Source organism: Thalassospira sp. TSL5-1 (assembly GCF_001907695.1).
Taxonomy (GTDB): Bacteria; Pseudomonadota; Alphaproteobacteria; order Rhodospirillales; family Thalassospiraceae; genus Thalassospira.
In genome coordinates, this window is the sequence record NZ_KV880639.1 from 1 (window position 1) to 18,185 (window position 18,185).

Consider the following 18,185-nt stretch of genomic DNA (forward strand, 5'->3'; position numbering starts at 1 on the left):
CAAACTCTCATGTTCAATCCAAGCTTGTCATTCGACAAACTCATAAAAACCGACGTCTGCACATTTTGGTGGTTACCACAAACCAATCAATCAAACTCAAAGCCTAAACTTCAAGCCAACCAACCGGTCCGTCGTCTCCAGGATGCACAGACTTAAACGCCATAACGCCGCCCGCGCATCCCTTCCTACTTATCTACAATGTCAAAGAACTTAATCAATTCAAGGACCGAAGCCCCCTACCGCTCAGTCCGCGTCGCCCTAGTCTTCAGCGCCGCACCCCGTCGNTTTTTTAGGGAACTTTTCTCGAAATCGTTGAAAAACAACAACTTAACCTGCTCCCCAAATACCGGCCGACTGCAAGGAAAACATCATTTCACCGTAAGTTGAGAAGCATGTAAACCGGCACACCCCTGAGCATAAAACAGCCCATAACGCCTTCTGAAGGGTGCCTTGCACAAGATATCTTGGAAAAAGACCGGAATTGATGATTGTGAACCTTTATTTTACCGGACAACTTGATTATGCAGGATATTAGAATATGCCGATCAAGATGAGGAACAGGAAAACATGATCACGTTACGACATGGCCTATATGGTGTGGCACTGGCAGCTTCGCTGGTTTTAGGCGGATGCGAAAACCTATCCCAGATGGCGACTGGTTCCTCGGGCACGACTGCGACGAGCAGCCAGGGTGCAAAGGGCAGTGCATCGGTGCCGTCCTTTAATAAATTCACCGATATTCCCATGCCATCCAATTCAACACTGGATATGGATCGCAGCATCATCTTTGGCGCATCGGACGCCTGGACCGGCCGACTGGTCCTCAATTCCGGCGCATCAACCGCGCAAATGTATGACTTTTATGAGCGCGAAATGCCCAATTTCGGCTGGAGCAAGGTAACAGTGGTCCGCGCCGATGTCAGTGTGTTGGTATATGACCGGGAAAGCCGTGTTGCCACTATCAAACTGACCGGCGGATCTTTTGGCGGGTCTACGGTGGATATTACCGTGTCGCCGAAGGGCTGATCGGTCAATTCTCATCTCGGCACGAAAAAGGCTGCATTCCGGTTTATCGGAATGCAGCCTTTTATTTACGATAATCTTAAAAATCCGAATAATCAGCGGGTACCGAACAGACGATCCCCGGCATCACCCAGGCCCGGAACGATATAGGCCTTTTCATTAAGCTTTTCATCGAGGCCAGCGGTATAGACCGGCACATCGGGATGGGCTTCCTGGAATACACGCACACCTTCGGGGGCGGCAACCAGTGCCATAAAGCGAATGTCCTGGTCTTTGACCCCGTGCTTATTGAGCACATCAATCGCGGCAACGGCGGAATTGCCGGTGGCCAGCATCGGGTCAACCAGAATAAAGGTGCGCCCTTCGACTTCGGGCAATTTGACCAGATATTCAACAGGTAAATGGGTTTTCGGGTCCCGATACATACCAATATGACCGATACGGGCAGAAGGCATTAATTCAATCAAACCATCGGCCATGCCAAGACCTGCCCGCAGGATCGGCACCACCGCCAATTTACGCCCCTGAATAAGCGGGGCGTTCATTTTGCAAATCGGCGTTTCGATCTCTTCAAAACTGACCGGCAGTTCGCGGGTAATTTCATAGCCCATTAACAGGGCAATTTCGCGCAGAAGCTGACGAAACGTCTTGGTTGAAGTATCGACCTTGCGCATATGCGTCAGCTTATGCTGGATCAGCGGATGGTCAAGAATATGAAGATTGGGAAATTCGGTTTGAATACTCATGATGCTGCCAGCCATCCTCAATTACACTGCGCCGGAAAGTTTGGGAGTGACCTAACGGGTTTACCTTAATAAGGCAAGCCCCTGCCCCACCAAGATTGCAGAATGCCGCAGTTCCCCCCCAAAAAGCAAACGCCGATGTAAAAAACACCGGCGCCTGAGATTCAGGATCAAGATTGTCCTGCCCCTAACGGGCTAACGCATGGATCAATCGATTTTCTTGTCATTTGGTTCGGCGCGAACCGGGAAACCGTCAATCCCGGTATCCTTTTTCACCTTTTCCGCCCCCGAACGCGCCGAAGCCGCATCGGGATAGGCCCCAACACGGACATAATACCAAGCTGCGCCATTATTACCGCGTTCGACCACAGCAACCTCCAGGCCTTTTTTGCGCAATTCACCCGCACGCTGGCGGGCATTGGTATCGACTTTGAAGGCCCCGACCTGAATGGAATAGGGCATGTTCTTGCTGCCTGGCTCCCGATGCAGCGCAGCAGATGCAGCGGTTTCTGAAGCACCGCTTTTTTCTGCGACGGGTTTGGGTGGTTTGCTGTCTTTGCGGATTTCCGGTGCTGCTGGCTTGGAAGACGGGGTAACTGCCGGTGCCTTATCGCCATCCTCTAAAGATTTATCACTGCCGGCATCAGCATTATCTTTACCTTGGGCGGTTTCGGAAATCTCGGGAGCGTTTGGCGCATCTGACACCTCTGGCGGATTGGGTGCCATGACATTATCGGCAGAATCCGGCGTTACGGCTTCATCTTCAACCGTTTTTTTGGCAATCAAATCTCCAACCGGGTCGTTCCCCGCAGAGGTTTCAGCATCCGGCGCATCTGTCGCCGACATATCACCCGTACCAGCGGGAATATCGGTCGCATCGGTGGGATCAGTCACATCTGGCGCAGAGATATCAGACTGACGCGGGGTAATTTCGGTTTGCACACGCGGGGCCTTATTTTGCGCCAGCAATTCCATATCACCGTCAGTGGCGATGGAAGATGTATTTTGCGGGGCATCGGGCCCCATAAACAACCCGGCGCCAACCAGCATACCACCGAAAAACAAGACCAGGCCGAGCATGCAGGCCCCGGTAATAAGCCCTAATAATGTTTTACGATCCATGTCTGCGAATGTCCTGTTTGTGGTCGAAAAAGGGTGCGACGGTTGATCATCGCGCGTAACCGAAAACGAAGAACCCGACCGCGGCGATTGCCCTGGTCGCCCCTGCCCATAAAAAAAGGCCGGCAAAGGTGCCTTTGACGCACCTTGCTGGGAATCATCACTGGCATTTTTCGGGTCGTTATCGGCCAATTTAAGGCGCCCTGTTAAAAATAAACGGCAAATTGCGCACGAGAATGCACGCCAGCGTTATTTCTAACCGCAAGGCCGTTTAAAAAACACTTAAATGCCGACAATTTAACGGCAGATTGATCTGATATGGAAAAATGGCAAAAAATAAGGGCTGGCATTGAGCCCGGTTTTGTCCCGCACAAATACCGGATGCCAGCCCCTCAAGTGAGAGAGATCGACCTTCGGGGAGAGAGTCCCGAAGAAAAACTTCCGAATACGCCATGTCTTTCGGAAGCCGTATTGCCAACAGAAGTTCCGTTGGCCAGTGACAAAAACAGTCATAACGAAGCCTCTCACAAATTGCAAACGATTATCACACACATTCGCAATTATTTTTTCCGAAATCCCAGAAACTTCTTAATTCGGGGAAAAATCATTGTGAATAGAGACCTTTCCCAGATAACAAAACCGCCCCAAAAGCCTTCACAACCGCCATACTTCATTGCCTCCCGGAAAAACGACGCAAATTGCGTCAGAACTGTTGTCTTTATATTGAACCTCTGATTGGATTGTTGTCTTGCGCCTAAAAGAGCGCAACGGGAGGTCACACTCAATACAGACATAAAAATTCAGGTGACTTAGGAGGGTGTTGAATGAAGGGAGAAAAAGCCGTGAATACGGCTGTGGGAGCAAAGAGCGCAAGCATATTGACATTGCGCCGTATCCTTTTGGTAATCGGGCTTTTACTGACGGGAACTGTCACATGGATGCTGCTTTGGACAGGGGAAAGATACCGCGATTTTGCAGTAGAAACGCTAAACAGTTCGGTTAGCAGCACAGTGAACTTTTTTGTCAGATCGCGGATCATTAATGACTATGCGAACCGAATCATCCCCGTGATGAATGACTGGTCCCGAACGGTAAGACTGGTAAAGGCCCTACAGGAGAAAAATGTAGATAACACAAAAACCGAACTGAACTTTTTCTCGAATGCGAGCCAGGTTACACAGGGTGAGATTAACCTGATCCAGACCATTGCCTATGACAGCGATTTTAACAAAGTCGCGGCATCGGACGGCAGTAATGGTGAAAGCGCTATTGATGACCCTGCCCTATTTGACATGTTGAGATCGCGTGACAAAGGCGAAGCCCGCAAAACGGTTTCCTATATCTGGCAAATGAAAAACGGACGCCCGGTTTTTAGCATGATTTTACCGATTGGCGGCTTTCGGGCCGTGGGTTTTCTTGAAGTCGTGACAGATCCACTGCCTATCTTGCAGGGTATGGGCAATGTGCTTGGCGGGGATTTCCGCATCATCGGAAATGACGGCCAGCTATTGTTTGAAAGCCTGGAAGATGAAGCCGAAACCCAGAACGCCCCGTCGACAGATGCCACCACAGACATTTCAACAAATAACAAGAATACGTCGACCCGGCGGGCGTCCGTCGAGGTGGGTATCGATAACGGGCGTGGTGGGCAATGGGCTCAGGCTACCTTTACCCGGGATATCACCGATTTTTACAACCGGACTGACGAGCTTCGGACCCTGTCGATTGAACTGCTGGTGGGTGTTTTGGGCATTGGCTGGATTGTGGGCTGGTTATTGCTGAAATTTACCGTTTTTCACAATCTGCGCGGCTTTGCCCGTGCCATGACATCCATTGCCGATGGTGATACCGGCGTGCGCCTGCCCAAAGTCGGCAATGATGAAATTGGCGAAATGCGCAAGGCGCTGGTTCAGTTGCGCGAATCTGTTCGCCACGCCATGATTCTGCAAAATATGGTGGAGAACACCCCCACCATGACAGCACTTATATCCCCCGAGGGCAAACTGACCTACCTTAATGCCAGTGCAAAACGCTATCTGGGTGCGGCAGCAAGTGATGTTGCGGAAGATTTTCTGAAACTTGGGCCGGACTTCCTTGAAAAGCTCAGGAACCCGGAGAACCTTCCGTTTGAAGAAGTCCGCCAAAGTGAGAGTGATTATCTGGATATCCTGGCGGCCCCAGTGCGGGACAAAGACAACAAACTGGTTGGTACCATGCTGGCCTGGAGCAATGTTAGCGAACGCGAAGAAAGCCGCCTAGCCATGCAGGAACTGGTGGTGGAGGTGGAAAATGTCGCCCGATCAGTAACTGCACAATCGGAAATGCTGCTCGAACTGGCCAATAACCTGACAAATCAGTCAGAAGAAACCATTACACAATCAGGCACGGCGCTGGATGTTTCGCGTGATGCAGCATCAAACACGCAAAATGTTGCCACCGCCGTTGAGCAGCTTTCATCCTCGATTGCGGAAATCAACCGCCAGGCGGGGGATGCGAGCACTGTTACAGAGCGAGCACGATCAGAGGCGGAGGAATCACAGCGCAACATTGTGTCACTGGAAAATGCAAGTTCAGAGATCGGATCGATCATTGATCTGATTAACGATATTGCACATCGTACCAAACTTCTGTCGCTGAATGCCACCATCGAGGCGGAACGTGCGGGCGAACTTGGCAAGGGCTTTGCTGTTGTTGCAGAAGAGGTCAAATCACTTGCCGATCAGACGGCAAATGCCACTGGCAAAATTGGCGATCTGACCGGCGCAATCCAGACCGAAGTGCAAAAAGCAGCAAAATCGATCAGCACGGTGGGGGATGTGATTCACCAGGTTAATGACATTCAGAATACCATTACCAGTTCGGTCGAAGAGCAACGCCGCGCCACCAGTGAAATTTCGGACAATGTTCAGCGTATCGCCCAGGGGGCGGGAACGATGGATGAAATGATCCGGTTTGTGAATAGTGGCGCACAAAACACGGGTAAAACCGCCTATAACCTGAATAGTGCCAGTCACGAGCTTTCGCAAATGGCAAAAAACCTGTCAGATCGCATGGCGATTTTCAGTTCCAGAGTCAAAATCGGAAATTGATCTGACATATGCCCTGGTCAAAAAAGAAGCGGCGCCGTTATTAAGGTGCCGCTTCTTTCCGCTATTAGTCCAAGATCATCCCCTGCCCGCCATCACAGCAGGGACGAAGACTTATTCGGCAATGGATTTGCTGGCGATTTCATAGAGATCGCGCGAGAGATTTTCCTTGGCAAGAATACGCTTCAATTCGGCCTTCATCTTGCTGGCACGGTCGTCATCAAACTTGCGCCATTTACCCAACGGTGCGGCAAGGCGTGCCGCGACCTGCGGGTTCAGGTTATCAAGTTCCATCAAACGATCTGCATAGAAGGCATAGCCACTGCCATCGGCAGCATGGAAATTACGCTGGTTGGCCATTGCAAAGGTACCTACCAACGCGCGCACCTTGTTGGGATTGCGCATGGTGAAGGCCGGATGTTCCATCAGCTTTTTGATTTGTGCCAGTGTATCGGTCCGCGATGACATGGCCTGAAGCGAGAACCACTTATCAATAACAACCGTGTCATTGGCAAAGCGGCTTTCAAAATCGGCCAGGGCTTCGTCACGACCAGGATGATCCTGGTTATTCAGGACTGTCAGGGCCGCCATACGGTCTGTCATGTTGTCAGCGGTGCGATATTGCTCCAGTGCCAGATCAATAAACACCCCTTCCCCGGTTGCCGCCAAATAGGACAAGGCAACAGCACGCAAGGCCCGCTGGCCTGCCGACGCGGCATCGGGTGAATAGGCATCGTTTGACGCATTATGGCGATAGGCGGCCTCAAATTCATCCTGAAGGGCAATGGCAACCTTTTGGCGCAAGGCCTGGCGGACCTGATAAATGGCTTCCGGGTCGGCTGGTCGCAACTGCTCGGCCAACATGGATTCACCGGGCAGGATCATGGCCTGTGCGCGAAATGCCTTATCCAAATCATCATTGGTCAGGGTTGCCCGCAAGGCATCACAAAACGCATCGACATTACCCAGGGCAGTACCCGCATCGCCGGATTTATCATAGGCCCGCACGGCCGCAATCAATAGATCGGACGCATATTTCTGCCCTGCTTCCCAGCGGTTGAAGGCATCGGTGTCGTTGCCCATCAAAAAGGCAAGGTCATCATGCGACGGTATTGTGCCGACATTCACTGGGGCTGAAAAATCACGATTGAAGGATACCACCGGCTCTTCGGAGATGTCTTCAAACAGGAAGTCCTGTTTTGCCTGTGTCAGATCAACCGTTTCAACGTGCAATTCACGGCCATCGCGGGCCAAGAGACCAATTTTAACTGGCATTTGCAGGTCGGACTTCATCGCCTGCCCCGGTGTCGGTTCGGTTTTTTGCTCAATTGTCAGGCGGAAGACCTTTTTATCGGCATCGTAATTCCCTTCCCAGACAAGATTGGGTGTGCCAGCCTGCGAATACCACAAACGGAACTGGTCAAAATTAACGCCGTTGGCATCTTCCATTGCCCGGACAAAATCGTCACAGGTCACGGCCTGGCCATCATGGCGTTCAAAATACAGGTCAATGCCCTTGCGATAGCCTGCCGCCCCCAACAGGGTGTGCATCATGCGAATGACTTCCGCCCCCTTCTGGTAAACTGTGGCGGTATAGAAATTGTTGATTTCAATATAGCTGTCCGGCCGCACGGGATGGGCCAATGGCCCGCCATCTTCGGGGAACTGACCGGCACGCAGACGCTGAACATCATTGATACGTTGAACCGGGCGCGACCGTTCGTCAGATGAAAATTCCTGATCACGGAAAACGGTCAGCCCTTCCTTGAGCGAGAGCTGGAACCAGTCCCGACAGGTCACACGGTTGCCCGACCAGTTATGGAAATATTCATGCGCAACAATGGATTCGATCAGTTCATAATCGGTATCGGTTGCGGTATCGGATTTGGCGAGGATGTATTTGGCGTTGAAAACATTAAGGCTTTTGTTTTCCATTGCGCCCATATTAAAGTCCGACACGGCCACAATGTTAAACAGGTCCAGATCATATTCCAGACCATAAACATCTTCGTCCCACTTCATCGCGCGTTTAAGCGAATCCATTGCGTAGGCGCAGCGATCCTCGTTGCCATGTTCGACAAAAATGCGCAGGGCGACATCCCGGCCCGACATGGTTTTAAAGCTGTCTTCAACACAGGCCAAATCCCCCGCCACGAGAGCAAACAGGTAACAGGGTTTGGGGAACGGATCGTCCCAAACGGCCTGATGACGGCCATCTTCCAAATCGGTTGTCGAAACCAGATTGCCATTAGAGAGCAAGACCGGGCAGCTATCCTTGGGCGCATTAATGGTGACACGATAGGTCGCCATCACATCGGGACGGTCCATAAAATAGGTAATACGCCGGAAACCTTCGGCCTCGCACTGGGTGCAATAGGCACTTTGCGAAACATACAAACCTTCCAGGCGGGTATTGTTAACCGGCGAAATACGGGTTTCGATTTCAACCACAAACCGCTCAGAGGGGGCCTTAAAGCGTAAACCTGTGCCATCCACCTCGTAAGCATCCGCGCCCAGGGTAACGCCATCGACCTTCAGCGAAAGCAGTTTCATATCTTCGCCATCCAGGCTGACCATATCGCCTGCCCCGGTTCCACGTTCCGGATTCGCAACCAAAGACAGCCTCGAAGCAACGGTTGTCGCCTCTCGATCAAGGTCAAAAACAAGTTCGACGGTATCGATCAAGAATGCCGGTGCGGTATAATCTTCGCGGCGAATGACTTGGGGCTGTTCCGACATGAAATGGTCCTTTTCCTTGTTCTGTCGCACTTTTATGACAGTTCGCACGGTGTGGTGGCGGTTTGTAGAGAAGTACGAGATCGGCAATTTCTCCCCCACAAATAGCGCGGAATGCAGATAGCTACAAATGCAGAGTTTACGTGACGACATTTACACGGCATAATCATCAATGGTGGCGCGAGGGGGGCCGAAGTTTCACATTCGTGGGGCGAAGGTGTTCTTTGGTTTCCCTCACTTCCTTATCCGGCTTGCGCCCAAAAATAAAATCCCGCAGGACAGAAAGTGGCGCGCAAGCGCAATGAACCGATTGTGGGTTTCCCGCGATCCGGATTAACTTTACTGTTACAAGGGGAATAACGGCTAATGACAGCAGCTTTCCACGTATTAATTGCCGATGATCATCCTTTAATGCGTGGTGCATTATCACATGCCGTTCGTTCTGAACTCAGTAATATTACCCTTCATGAAGCTGGCAGCCTTGGCGACGCCATTGATGTGATCGAGACCTGCCACAGCCAGGGGCAGGATATCGACCTTGTCCTGCTGGACCTGCATATGCCGGGTATGAACGGCTTTACCGGATTATTCACCTTACGCGCCTCCTATCCTGATATTCCCGTTACCATTGTGTCTGCCAGCCAGGATTTGCCGGTTGTACGCCGCGCGATCGAATATGGGGCGGCGGCCTTTGTGCCCAAATCAGCCCCGGTTGATCAGATTGGTGATGCCATGCGCGCCGTGCTGGATGGCAATATGTGGATGCCGGACTGGGCGCGCGAAGCCATCGAAAATGCACCGGCAGAAACGGAAAACAGCGACATTGCCCAAAAAATCGGGCAACTGACCCCGCAACAGTTACGGGTTCTGAACATGCTGACCGAAGGGAAGCTCAACAAGCAAATCGCCTATGAACTTGATGTAACCGAAGCCACCATCAAGGCCCATGTTTCGGCGATTCTGCGCAAGCTCTCAGTGCATAGCCGCACGCAAGCCGTCATTGTCGCCCGCGAACTGCAAATTCAGGAACCCGCTGTCGAGGTTTGAAAAACAGGATGTATCAGAGACCTGTTCCATGTCTCGATGTCCCTATCCGCAAAAGGCCAATGTAATACTGATATGGGATGGTCCTGTTTATAGGATAAAATACAGGTCGTATTAAAAAGTCGATTGGCCCATGAACACCGAAAACATTGCCCTTTTACCCACGTCTCGACCGGGAACCGAGGCCGTTGCCGCCTGTTCGGCGCATCATTTTGCGCGCCACAGCCATGATGTCTACGGCATTGGCATGATTGACCGGGGTGGCCAAAAATCAGCCAGCGGACGGGGGATGGTCGAAGCAGGCCCCGGCACCATCATTACCGTTAATCCCGGTGAAATTCACGACGGAACACCAATTGCCGGTGAACCACGCCAATGGCGTATTGTCTATTTCCAGCCAGATATCATCAGGGCTGCCATCAATTCATTGTTTGACGGCACAGCCCCCGAACATGAATTTACCAGCCCGGTTTTTCAGCGCACCCATCTGGCGCAATACTTCAATGAAATATTCCACCACATTACCAGTCTGGATTCCGGTTATGATGAAACCAAATCCCGTATGGAATATGATGAGCTGTTGATCATGCTGGCCCGCGCAAGCCTGGAAAAAACACAGCAGCCCCATGAAAGCACGTTAATCGCGCCAGGCATCTTCAAAGCCAAACAGCAGATCGATGATGCCCCTGGCGCGCCCCTGCAACTTGATGATCTGGCACACACAAGTGGCCTGGGAAAATATCAACTGATCCGCAATTTCAGCCGTGCGACCGGATATACGCCGCATGCTTATCTTGTGCAGAGGCGCGCACTTTTGGCCCGCCAGCTTATTTTGCAAAAAACGCCCCTGGCGGAAGCCGCAATCACAGCAGGCTTTTCCGATCAAAGCCATATGACCCGGCAATTCATGCGTTTTTATGGCTACAGCCCGGGAAAACTGGCCAGATCCATTGGCAAAGGCTGATGAGACGGCATGCAATTTTCTTCAAGATTGAGCACTTTCTCACCGGCATAGTGACGGCACTTATTTAGCAATTGCGATCAGGAGCCATCATGTCGATCGAATTTTTCATCACATCGCTGATACTGGTTTTGTTACCGGGAACCGGCGTGATCTATACCCTTGGCACCGGCCTGACACGGGGCTGGAAGGCGGGCACATGGGCGGCACTGGGTTGCACATTTGGAATTGTCCCCGCCCTGATCGCAAGTGTTACCGGCCTTGCAGCCCTGCTACATACCAGCGCACTGATCTTCGAGGGATTGCGCTATCTTGGTGTGGCTTACTTGCTATATATGGCACTCATGATCTGGCGCGATCATTCAACAATGGATGTTGACGAAACCCAAATACAGAAAAGCCATGTCAAAATTGCGATAAATGGCTGCCTGATCAATATCCTCAATCCGAAACTGACATTGTTTTTTCTGGCATTTTTGCCCCAGTTCATTCCGGCAACGGCAACCGACGGCACTGCTCGCATGATCATGCTGGGCATCATTTTCATGATCATGACTTTTGTAGTGTTCACGGGGTATGGGCTGTTTGCAGCACTTGCCCGGCGCCATGTTTTGACACGGCCCCGGGTGATGTTGTGGCTAAGGCGCAGTATTGCCGGCATATTTGTCTTGCTGAGCGCAAAGCTGGCCTTTTCCAATCGCTAAGTCCGAAGCCTAAAAGCGATTGCGCGACACTAGCCAGAACAGCAGGACCCACGCCGCCCCCAATGTCCAGCCTGCCAGCACATCGGTCGGCCAGTGAACGCCAAGATAAAGGCGGCTTGAACCGATCAGAAGCGTCATGAACACGCCGACCGATACCACAAAAACGCGCACCCTTAGTCGCTTTTCCGTCCGGGCGACAAGGGTGCCCAATGTAAGATAGGTGATGGCCGATAACATCGCGTGTGCGCTGGGAAAACTCAGTGAATGCACCGGAACAAGATGCGGGACAATATCGGGCCGGGCGCGATCAAAGAGAATTTTGAGGGCTTCTTCAAACACGGCCCCAAGACCGATTGACGCAACCACCCAAAATGCCGCCCGGCGGTATCCCGCGACCAGCAAATAGGCTGTAACGATAAATGTTAACAATGCCAACACGGCAACACCACCCAAGGCGGTAATGTCGCGCACAACACCCAGCAACCACGCTGGCCCTATAGGCTGTGATAAATCATTTCCGTGGCGCATCAATAGCAAAATGGCTTTATCAAAGGCGCCACTTTCCTGCTCGAACACGTCTTCGGCAACTTTGCCAAATAACAACAAAAATCCGGCAATTGCTGTGATAACGGCCAGAACTTTTGGCTCGAACGGCGATTTCTGACGGATTTTATCAATGACGGAGCGGGACATTTCGCGCAAGGGCACACCTGTATGATTGCAAAACCACGATCACCGCAAAATGGCGATGTAACAGGTAACGTCGATAATGCAGCTTTGTGCCGAAATAAGGCAGAAAAGACCAATGGCCCCAACACAAATGCGTTACCAAAAGCAAGATTATGACGCGCGCATCAAAGACTTTGTCATCAATGCCCGCAGCTTTGCCGGTTTAAGGGGCTTGTTTAACAAACCAAATGACTGGGCGGATATTTTTTCGGCTGTTTCCGGGCTACGATCCGCCGTGATGATAATTCCCGGTGTTACAAAACCCAAGACATCGCGCAAATGACACAAAACATCCAGCCCGGTTTGCCCCGAACTTAAATGATAATCGGCCAGGATAATGTCGGGGACAAAAGCCGTCGTCTCCTGGGCGGTTGGCACCATCAGGGATTCGGCCTCGGCGCCAGAACGGGCGGTTGCCACCACACAATCCCAATTTTCCAGCATGGCACGCATTCCAGCCAGAATATCGGGTTCGTTATCGATGCACAAAACCCGCAATCCCCCCAATTCCCCCCCGAGCCGACGACGTGGAGCTGTGACAAGCGTTTCAGGGGCCGCAACCCCCAAAGGAACATCAACCGAAAACACTGTGCCACGCCCCGGCCGGGAGCGTACTGATACCTTATGATCAAGACGCCGGCCCAGGCGCTCCACAATGGCAAGCCCCAGCCCCAAGCCTTTGACATCAACGTTTTCCGGGCTTTCAAGGCGATGAAATTCACGGAAAATGACTTTAAGCTTATCTTCGGGGATGCCGGGGCCACTGTCCCATACCTCGATGCGCAAAACATCACCCCGCAAACGGCATCCCACCACCGTGCCGCCCTTGCGGGTATAGCGCAGGGCATTTGAAATGAAGTTCTGCAAAATACGGCGCAGCAACCGGCTGTCACTGCGTACCCAAATATCACGCGAAAGCACGCTAAACCGAAGACCCGCCTGTTCGGCAATTGGGGTAAATTCGGTTTTCAAGGCATCCAGAACTCTGGATACCGGGAAATCCTGCAAACTTGGCTGCATCGCCCCGGCATCAAGTTTACAAATATCCAGAAGCTCGTTCAAAAGCTCCTCGACCCCTTTGAGCGAAACATCCACCTTCCCCACCAGGTCTGCCGCATCATCGGGCAGGGACCGACCGCCCAGCGCAACGGTAAACAGCCGGGCGGCATTTAATGGCTGAAGCAGATCGTGGCTGGCGGCAGCAAAAAACCGGGTTTTGGTATCGTTGGCGGTTTCGGCCTGTTCCTTGGCAACGGAAAGTTCGCTATTTAAGGTCTCAAGGGCGCGGGTCCGGTCTATAACGCGCTGTTCCAGTCCCTCATTGGCCTCCTTTAGGGCCTGTTCTGCCTGGCGGCGTTCGGTAATGTCGTGGTAAATACAAAAATATCCCAAAACCTCGCCGGTTTCATCAAAATGCGGGATATAGGTGCCTTCGGCAAAGCGTTCCTCGGTGAAGCCTTCCATGGGTGGAAAATCGATTTCAAAACTTTGCCGATAGCCTTTCAAAACCTCGGCAATCATCGGGGCAAGGCGTTTATAGCGGGTTGCACCAACAGCCTCGGCAACACTCAACCCATGCGCAGCAGCACGGCGCAGGCCAAACATCCGTTCATAGGGGCGGTTGGTAAAGCGCAAACGCTGATTTTTATCGGCATAGGCAATCATGACCGGAATGTTATCGGTATAAATGCGAATGTTGCGTTCGCTTTCGCGCAGGGCATCCTCGGTACGGACACGGGCGGTAATATCGGCAATTGTGGCAACAAAGCCGCCATCGGGCATCGGGTTGGTGCGAATTTCCAGCACCATCCCGTCACTGCGTTTGCGTTCATAGGTGTGGGGCAAGCGGCGCATTTGCGGGGCCGCATTGCGCCCCAGCAATATATCAAGGTCCACCGCACGCGCCCCGGTATGACGGCAGGTTTCCACCAGTTGTGCTAACGGCATTGTCACCTGAATATCGGCAGCGGCAATTCCCAGCAAATCAATGAAACGATGGTTCCAGGTGGCCAGGCGCAAATCATGGTCAAACACGCCGACACCTTGCGAAATATTCTCCAGGGTATTGAGCAACAGGTCGCGATTGAACTTGATGGCTTCGGAGGCTTCATCCAGCAACTCCATCGCGTCACGCCGGGAAACCGCCCGATCCGGCAGCAAAAGCGCCATCACCACCCGCGAGGACGCAGCACCTACAGCACCACTCAGCAGATGTTCGGTAAAATTGCTGGCATCAATATCGGCCAGATCGCCACGACCGACATCGCCGCCCCGCCTTACCAGATAGGCGTCAAAGGCCCGTTCGGCCCATTGTGCGCCCAAAAACCGCGCGGCAAGTTTTTCAAGCTCGCCAATGGTGACGCGGCCAGGCCAAATGTCGGTTCGGGTTTGTGCAGGGCTGCGGCCGACATCGACAAACAACTGAGCCTGGCGACGTTGTGTAACCCCCTGAATGCCCATTGCAGAGCCGAGTAACAGCAATATGATATTCACGCAAAGGCTCCAGATCACCCCATGCGTCAAGGGTTCCAGATCCAGACCGAACAGGGCCTGAGGTCGTAAAAAGCCGATATTAAGCGGCCCGTTTGTCAAAATATCAGACGGCAGAAAGCCGCTTTGAACAAAGGATGGCATCAGCAAGGTATAGCACCACATGGCAAACCCGCCGATCAGCCCCCAACGCACCCCGGTTCGATTTATGGCCTTCACATACAAGGCCGCCAGCACCGCCGGGGCAAATTGTGCAACGGCGGCAAAAGACAGCAAACCAATATCAGCCAGCGCATATTTTTCGCTTAGAAACCGGTAAAAGCCATAGGCCAGGAACATCAGAACCAGTACCGCGATCCGGCGTATTTTCAAAACAAGCTGGCTGACATCGCCCGTGGCCTGATCACGCAGGCGCGGCAATCGCAGCAGTACCGGCATGATCAGGTCGTTACATACCATCGTCGAAACCGCGACACAGGACACAATCACCATACCGGTACTGGCCGATAACCCGCCGACAAAAGCCATAAGCGCCAGATTGTTTTGCCCACCCAGCAAAGGCAGGGTGAGAACAAATGTATCGGGATTTACCGCACCCTGCCCGCTAAACAGCAACAATCCTGCAACCGCAATCGGCACCACAAACAGGTTGATCGCCACCAGATAGGCAGGAAACAGCCAACGCGCCGTTTTAAGGTTTCGACTGTCATCATTTTCAACAAAGGTAACGTGAAACTGCCGTGGCAGGCAGATGATGGCAAACATACCAATCAGGGATGCCACAAAAAAATGCGGGGTCAGCCAGTTCTCTGTGGCAAACAGGGCGGTGATATCCGGATATTGACGCACCTTTTGCGCAAGATCGCCAACGCCTCCAAACAAACCGAACACCACAAACAGGCCAACCGCCAGAAACGCCAGCAGCTTGACCAGACTTTCAAAAGCAATAGCAAGAATAAGACCGTCATGATGTTCGGAGGCATGAATATAGCGCACGCCAAACAACACCCCGAAAACCGCCATCATGATGGTCACGTAAAAGGCGGTATCCTTGGTGAAGTTGGCTGCACTATGGCGCACAACGTCCTCGCCCACCGGCCCCAAAAGCACATCAAACGAGGTTGAAACTGCCTTAAGCTGAAGGGCGATATAGGCCAGGATACCGACCATCGCGATCACCGCGACAAGAGCAGCCAAGCTTTGGCTTTTGCCATAACGCGAGCCCAGAAAATCGGCAATCGAGGTAATGTTTTGTGCCCGGCATACCGTGGCAATTTTCACCATTACCGGATAGCCCGCCAGCATCATAACCACCGGCCCGATATAGATCGGCAAAAATGCAAACCCATGCAGGGCAGCCGTCCCCACCGAGCCAAAAAACGTCCAGCTTGTGCAGTAAACCGCCATCGAAAGGGCATAAATTACCGGCTTTAACCGGGAGGTGCGCCACAGGCGGGCATATTTATCGCCATAATGGGCAATGGCAAATAACAGGCCGATATAGGTCATCGCGACGATAAATATCAAACCACCCTGAAGCATCTTCCCCGCGCATTCCCTTTTTGCCTGCCATCATGGGCACGGCCCATTCAATCCCAGTTTGCACTATACCATGCCGGTATCATCGACTAAAACGACGGACATCAACCCTAAGACCAATTGTTAAGCACCAGGTGATTATGTCTTCGCAATATGCCTTTTTTGCCGGAATTTTACGTTTCGTCGCCAAGAAAACCGCCGCCGAAGACCCCGAAATTCGCGTCATGATGGGGCATTTGTCCGGCATTGCCGATGCGGTTGAAAAAACCGGCCGGTTTATGATCCTGCGGGAGAATTGCGAAAGCGCCGCCCGCGCCTTTGCCGGTGTGGCAAAGTTCCTTCAGGAACGCATCCTGCCCGAGGCCCTGGCCGACGGCAACAAAGGCGCGGTTGAACAGCTGAAATGGACCATCGAAACATCGCTGGCACTGGCGGCAGAACTGGTCAAACGCATTGCCCATGAGGACTATGCCGGGCAGGAAAGCTTTACTTTCGACCTGCCCCAGCCCCCCAGTGCGGCCAAACCTCACTAACCGGCAAAAGACAGCCACGCTGGCCTACATCCCATAACAAAAAAGGGCGACCCAAGCGGATCACCCTTTCTTTTTGTTTGTCTGTCAAATCCGCGTCAGGATTTAAGGATCAGGATTCCTCCCAAACCTTTGCACGCTGCATGAGGCAGGTCGCCTCGAATGCCTTGCCATAAGGTGCGGCAATTTTGGTAAACGCCATATAGGAATCGTAAATACGCTGATTGAGTTCTTTTTTCGCCGCGATTTCCTTCACCGCATCCATCGACTGTTTGGCCAGAGCCTTAATCACTTCGTCAGGGAAGTGGCGAATCTCGATATTCTTTTTCAGAACGGCCTGATAGGATTCGATATTATTATAAGTGAAATCTGCCAGGGTTTGTTCCGTATTCGCCTGGGCCGCAACCCGCACGATTTCCTGCAGATCTTCGGGCAGCGAATTGAACTTGTCCTTGTTGATAAAGACTTCAATGCCTGTACCCGGCTCGGCAAATGCCGGGGTGTAATAATATTTGGCAACCTGGGTCAGGCCAAAGGCATAATCGTTCCAGGGACCAACCCATTCGGCGGCATCAATCGCGCCTGACTGCAAAGCAGGCAGAATTTCGGCGGCAGGCAGCATGGTGACAATCGCACCCAAACGGCGCATCGCTTCGCCACCAATCCCGGCATAACGCATCTTGATACCCTTGATGTCATCAACGGTATTGATTTCCTTGTTAAACCAGCCACCGGCCTGCAGGCCGGTATTACCGGCGAGAAACGGCACAACGTTGAACTGCGAATACAGTTCTTCCCACAGGGCCTGACCGCCGCCAAAACGCATCCAGCCTGACAATTCCCAGCCGGTTAAGCCAAACGGAATAGTCGAAAAGAAGTTTACGGCATCATCCTTGCCTGCCCAGTAATACGGGGTCCCATGCGCCATTTCGGCCACACCCTGCTCGACCGCATCCATACATTCAAAGGCAGGAACAAGTTCGCCCGGGCCGTAAACCTTGATGTTCAGACGACCGCCCGACATTTTCTTGACACGTTCGGCGAATTTTTCGCCATTGGCACCCAGTCCGGGCGAACCCTTTGGCCAGGGCATAACCATGCGCCAGTTAAATGTATCATCGGCCTTGGCAATCGCAGGCGCGGCAAAGCCACCAGCAACTGCGCCAGCCGCAAGGCCCGCACCCTTAAGAAATTTACGACGTTCCATCACGAGCTCCAGTAGTCTTATTTTGATAATTTTTTGCGCAAAAACGACAAATCTATGCCATTCAATACGTTGCAAGGGGGCAGAGTCTTTGGTTTTGCCAATAGCAACAATGCGCGTTTTCGGGATGCAGGTATGCGTAAAACGCATGGGTTGCATTATTCGCAACGCAATATTGAACCTTAAATAGGTGTTTACCGTTACGTCTGTCTGCCTGCAACCAAGCACAACATCGCCGTCCCCTATTGCCGCCCTTCGCATATGCAATGCTGTTAAA

Annotated in this window: 12 protein-coding genes; 6 read left to right on the forward strand and 6 right to left on the reverse strand. The window is 52.3% G+C overall.

Features of this window, described 5'->3' with window-relative positions:
* Positions 1 to 567 precede the first annotated feature (567 nt).
* Positions 568 to 1,026, forward strand: a complete 459-nt coding sequence (locus tag LF95_RS16910; RefSeq protein ID WP_073956370.1) for a hypothetical protein — start codon at positions 568 to 570, stop codon at positions 1,024 to 1,026.
* 92 nt (positions 1,027 to 1,118) lie between these two features.
* Here the strand turns inward: LF95_RS16910 and upp are convergent, their stop codons facing one another.
* Together upp and LF95_RS16920 are read right to left on the reverse strand one after the other, a co-directional pair.
* Positions 1,119 to 1,769: a uracil phosphoribosyltransferase gene (upp, locus tag LF95_RS16915; RefSeq protein WP_073956674.1), complete on the reverse strand. Its 651-nt coding sequence runs from the start codon at positions 1,767 to 1,769 to the stop codon at positions 1,119 to 1,121.
* Between the two features lie 204 nt (positions 1,770 to 1,973).
* Positions 1,974 to 2,888, reverse strand: coding sequence for an SPOR domain-containing protein (locus LF95_RS16920; protein ID WP_143182088.1), 915 nt, complete (start codon positions 2,886 to 2,888; stop codon positions 1,974 to 1,976).
* 1,067 nt (positions 2,889 to 3,955) lie between these two features.
* On the opposite strand from LF95_RS16920, the gene LF95_RS16930 reads away from it, so the two are divergent.
* Positions 3,956 to 5,974, forward strand: a complete 2,019-nt coding sequence (locus LF95_RS16930; protein WP_252509809.1) for a methyl-accepting chemotaxis protein — start codon at positions 3,956 to 3,958, stop codon at positions 5,972 to 5,974.
* 111 nt (positions 5,975 to 6,085) lie between these two features.
* Here the strand turns inward: LF95_RS16930 and pepN are convergent, their stop codons facing one another.
* Entirely contained in the window at positions 6,086 to 8,710 is a 2,625-nt protein-coding gene (pepN, locus tag LF95_RS16935) for an aminopeptidase N (RefSeq protein ID WP_073956374.1), read from the reverse strand.
* Positions 8,711 to 9,073: 363 nt separating this feature from the next.
* On the opposite strand from pepN, the gene LF95_RS16940 reads away from it, so the two are divergent.
* The 3 genes from LF95_RS16940 (at position 9,074) to LF95_RS16950 (ending at position 11,416) form a co-directional block, all read left to right on the forward strand.
* Positions 9,074 to 9,754 (forward strand): response regulator, encoded by a 681-nt coding sequence (locus tag LF95_RS16940; protein WP_073956375.1) that lies wholly within the window; start codon positions 9,074 to 9,076, stop codon positions 9,752 to 9,754.
* A gap of 130 nt (positions 9,755 to 9,884) precedes the next feature.
* Positions 9,885 to 10,715, forward strand: coding sequence for an AraC family transcriptional regulator (locus LF95_RS16945; RefSeq protein WP_073956376.1), 831 nt, complete (start codon positions 9,885 to 9,887; stop codon positions 10,713 to 10,715).
* A gap of 89 nt (positions 10,716 to 10,804) precedes the next feature.
* Positions 10,805 to 11,416, forward strand: a complete 612-nt coding sequence (locus LF95_RS16950; protein ID WP_073956377.1) for a LysE family translocator — start codon at positions 10,805 to 10,807, stop codon at positions 11,414 to 11,416.
* A 9-nt stretch (positions 11,417 to 11,425) separates the two neighbouring features.
* On the opposite strand, the gene LF95_RS16955 is transcribed toward LF95_RS16950, so the two are convergent.
* Positions 11,426 to 12,109 carry a phosphatase PAP2 family protein gene (locus LF95_RS16955; protein ID WP_073956675.1) on the reverse strand — a complete coding sequence of 228 codons (684 nt, stop codon included), beginning with the start codon at positions 12,107 to 12,109 and terminating at the stop codon, positions 11,426 to 11,428.
* Positions 12,110 to 12,256: 147 nt separating this feature from the next.
* Entirely contained in the window at positions 12,257 to 16,177 is a 3,921-nt protein-coding gene (locus LF95_RS16960; protein ID WP_073956378.1) for a hybrid sensor histidine kinase/response regulator, read from the reverse strand.
* 137 nt (positions 16,178 to 16,314) lie between these two features.
* Between LF95_RS16960 and LF95_RS16965 the strand changes: the two genes are divergently transcribed.
* Positions 16,315 to 16,707 (forward strand): hypothetical protein, encoded by a 393-nt coding sequence (locus LF95_RS16965; protein WP_073956379.1) that lies wholly within the window; start codon positions 16,315 to 16,317, stop codon positions 16,705 to 16,707.
* Between the two features lie 109 nt (positions 16,708 to 16,816).
* Here LF95_RS16965 and LF95_RS16970 read toward each other — a convergent pair whose 3' ends face one another.
* Positions 16,817 to 17,911: a TRAP transporter substrate-binding protein gene (locus LF95_RS16970; protein ID WP_073956676.1), complete on the reverse strand. Its 1,095-nt coding sequence runs from the start codon at positions 17,909 to 17,911 to the stop codon at positions 16,817 to 16,819.
* Positions 17,912 to 18,185 lie beyond the last annotated feature (274 nt).

Excerpts from the sequence above, each read along its gene's own strand:
- LF95_RS16955 (WP_073956675.1), bottom strand. The coding sequence starts at position 12,109 with ATGTCCCGCTCCGTCATTGATAAAATCCGTCAGAAATCGCCGTTCGAG.
- LF95_RS16965 (WP_073956379.1), top strand. The coding sequence starts at position 16,315 with ATGTCTTCGCAATATGCCTTTTTTGCCGGAATTTTACGTTTCGTCGCC.
- LF95_RS16945 (WP_073956376.1), top strand. The coding sequence starts at position 9,885 with ATGAACACCGAAAACATTGCCCTTTTACCCACGTCTCGACCGGGAACC.
- LF95_RS16950 (WP_073956377.1), top strand. The coding sequence starts at position 10,805 with ATGTCGATCGAATTTTTCATCACATCGCTGATACTGGTTTTGTTACCG.
- pepN (WP_073956374.1), bottom strand. The coding sequence starts at position 8,710 with ATGTCGGAACAGCCCCAAGTCATTCGCCGCGAAGATTATACCGCACCG.
- upp (WP_073956674.1), bottom strand. The coding sequence starts at position 1,769 with ATGAGTATTCAAACCGAATTTCCCAATCTTCATATTCTTGACCATCCG.
- LF95_RS16940 (WP_073956375.1), top strand. The coding sequence starts at position 9,074 with ATGACAGCAGCTTTCCACGTATTAATTGCCGATGATCATCCTTTAATG.
- LF95_RS16920 (WP_143182088.1), bottom strand. The coding sequence starts at position 2,888 with ATGGATCGTAAAACATTATTAGGGCTTATTACCGGGGCCTGCATGCTC.
- LF95_RS16970 (WP_073956676.1), bottom strand. The coding sequence starts at position 17,911 with ATGGAACGTCGTAAATTTCTTAAGGGTGCGGGCCTTGCGGCTGGCGCA.
- LF95_RS16930 (WP_252509809.1), top strand. The coding sequence starts at position 3,956 with ATGAATGACTGGTCCCGAACGGTAAGACTGGTAAAGGCCCTACAGGAG.
- LF95_RS16960 (WP_073956378.1), bottom strand. The coding sequence starts at position 16,177 with ATGCTTCAGGGTGGTTTGATATTTATCGTCGCGATGACCTATATCGGC.
- LF95_RS16910 (WP_073956370.1), top strand. The coding sequence starts at position 568 with ATGATCACGTTACGACATGGCCTATATGGTGTGGCACTGGCAGCTTCG.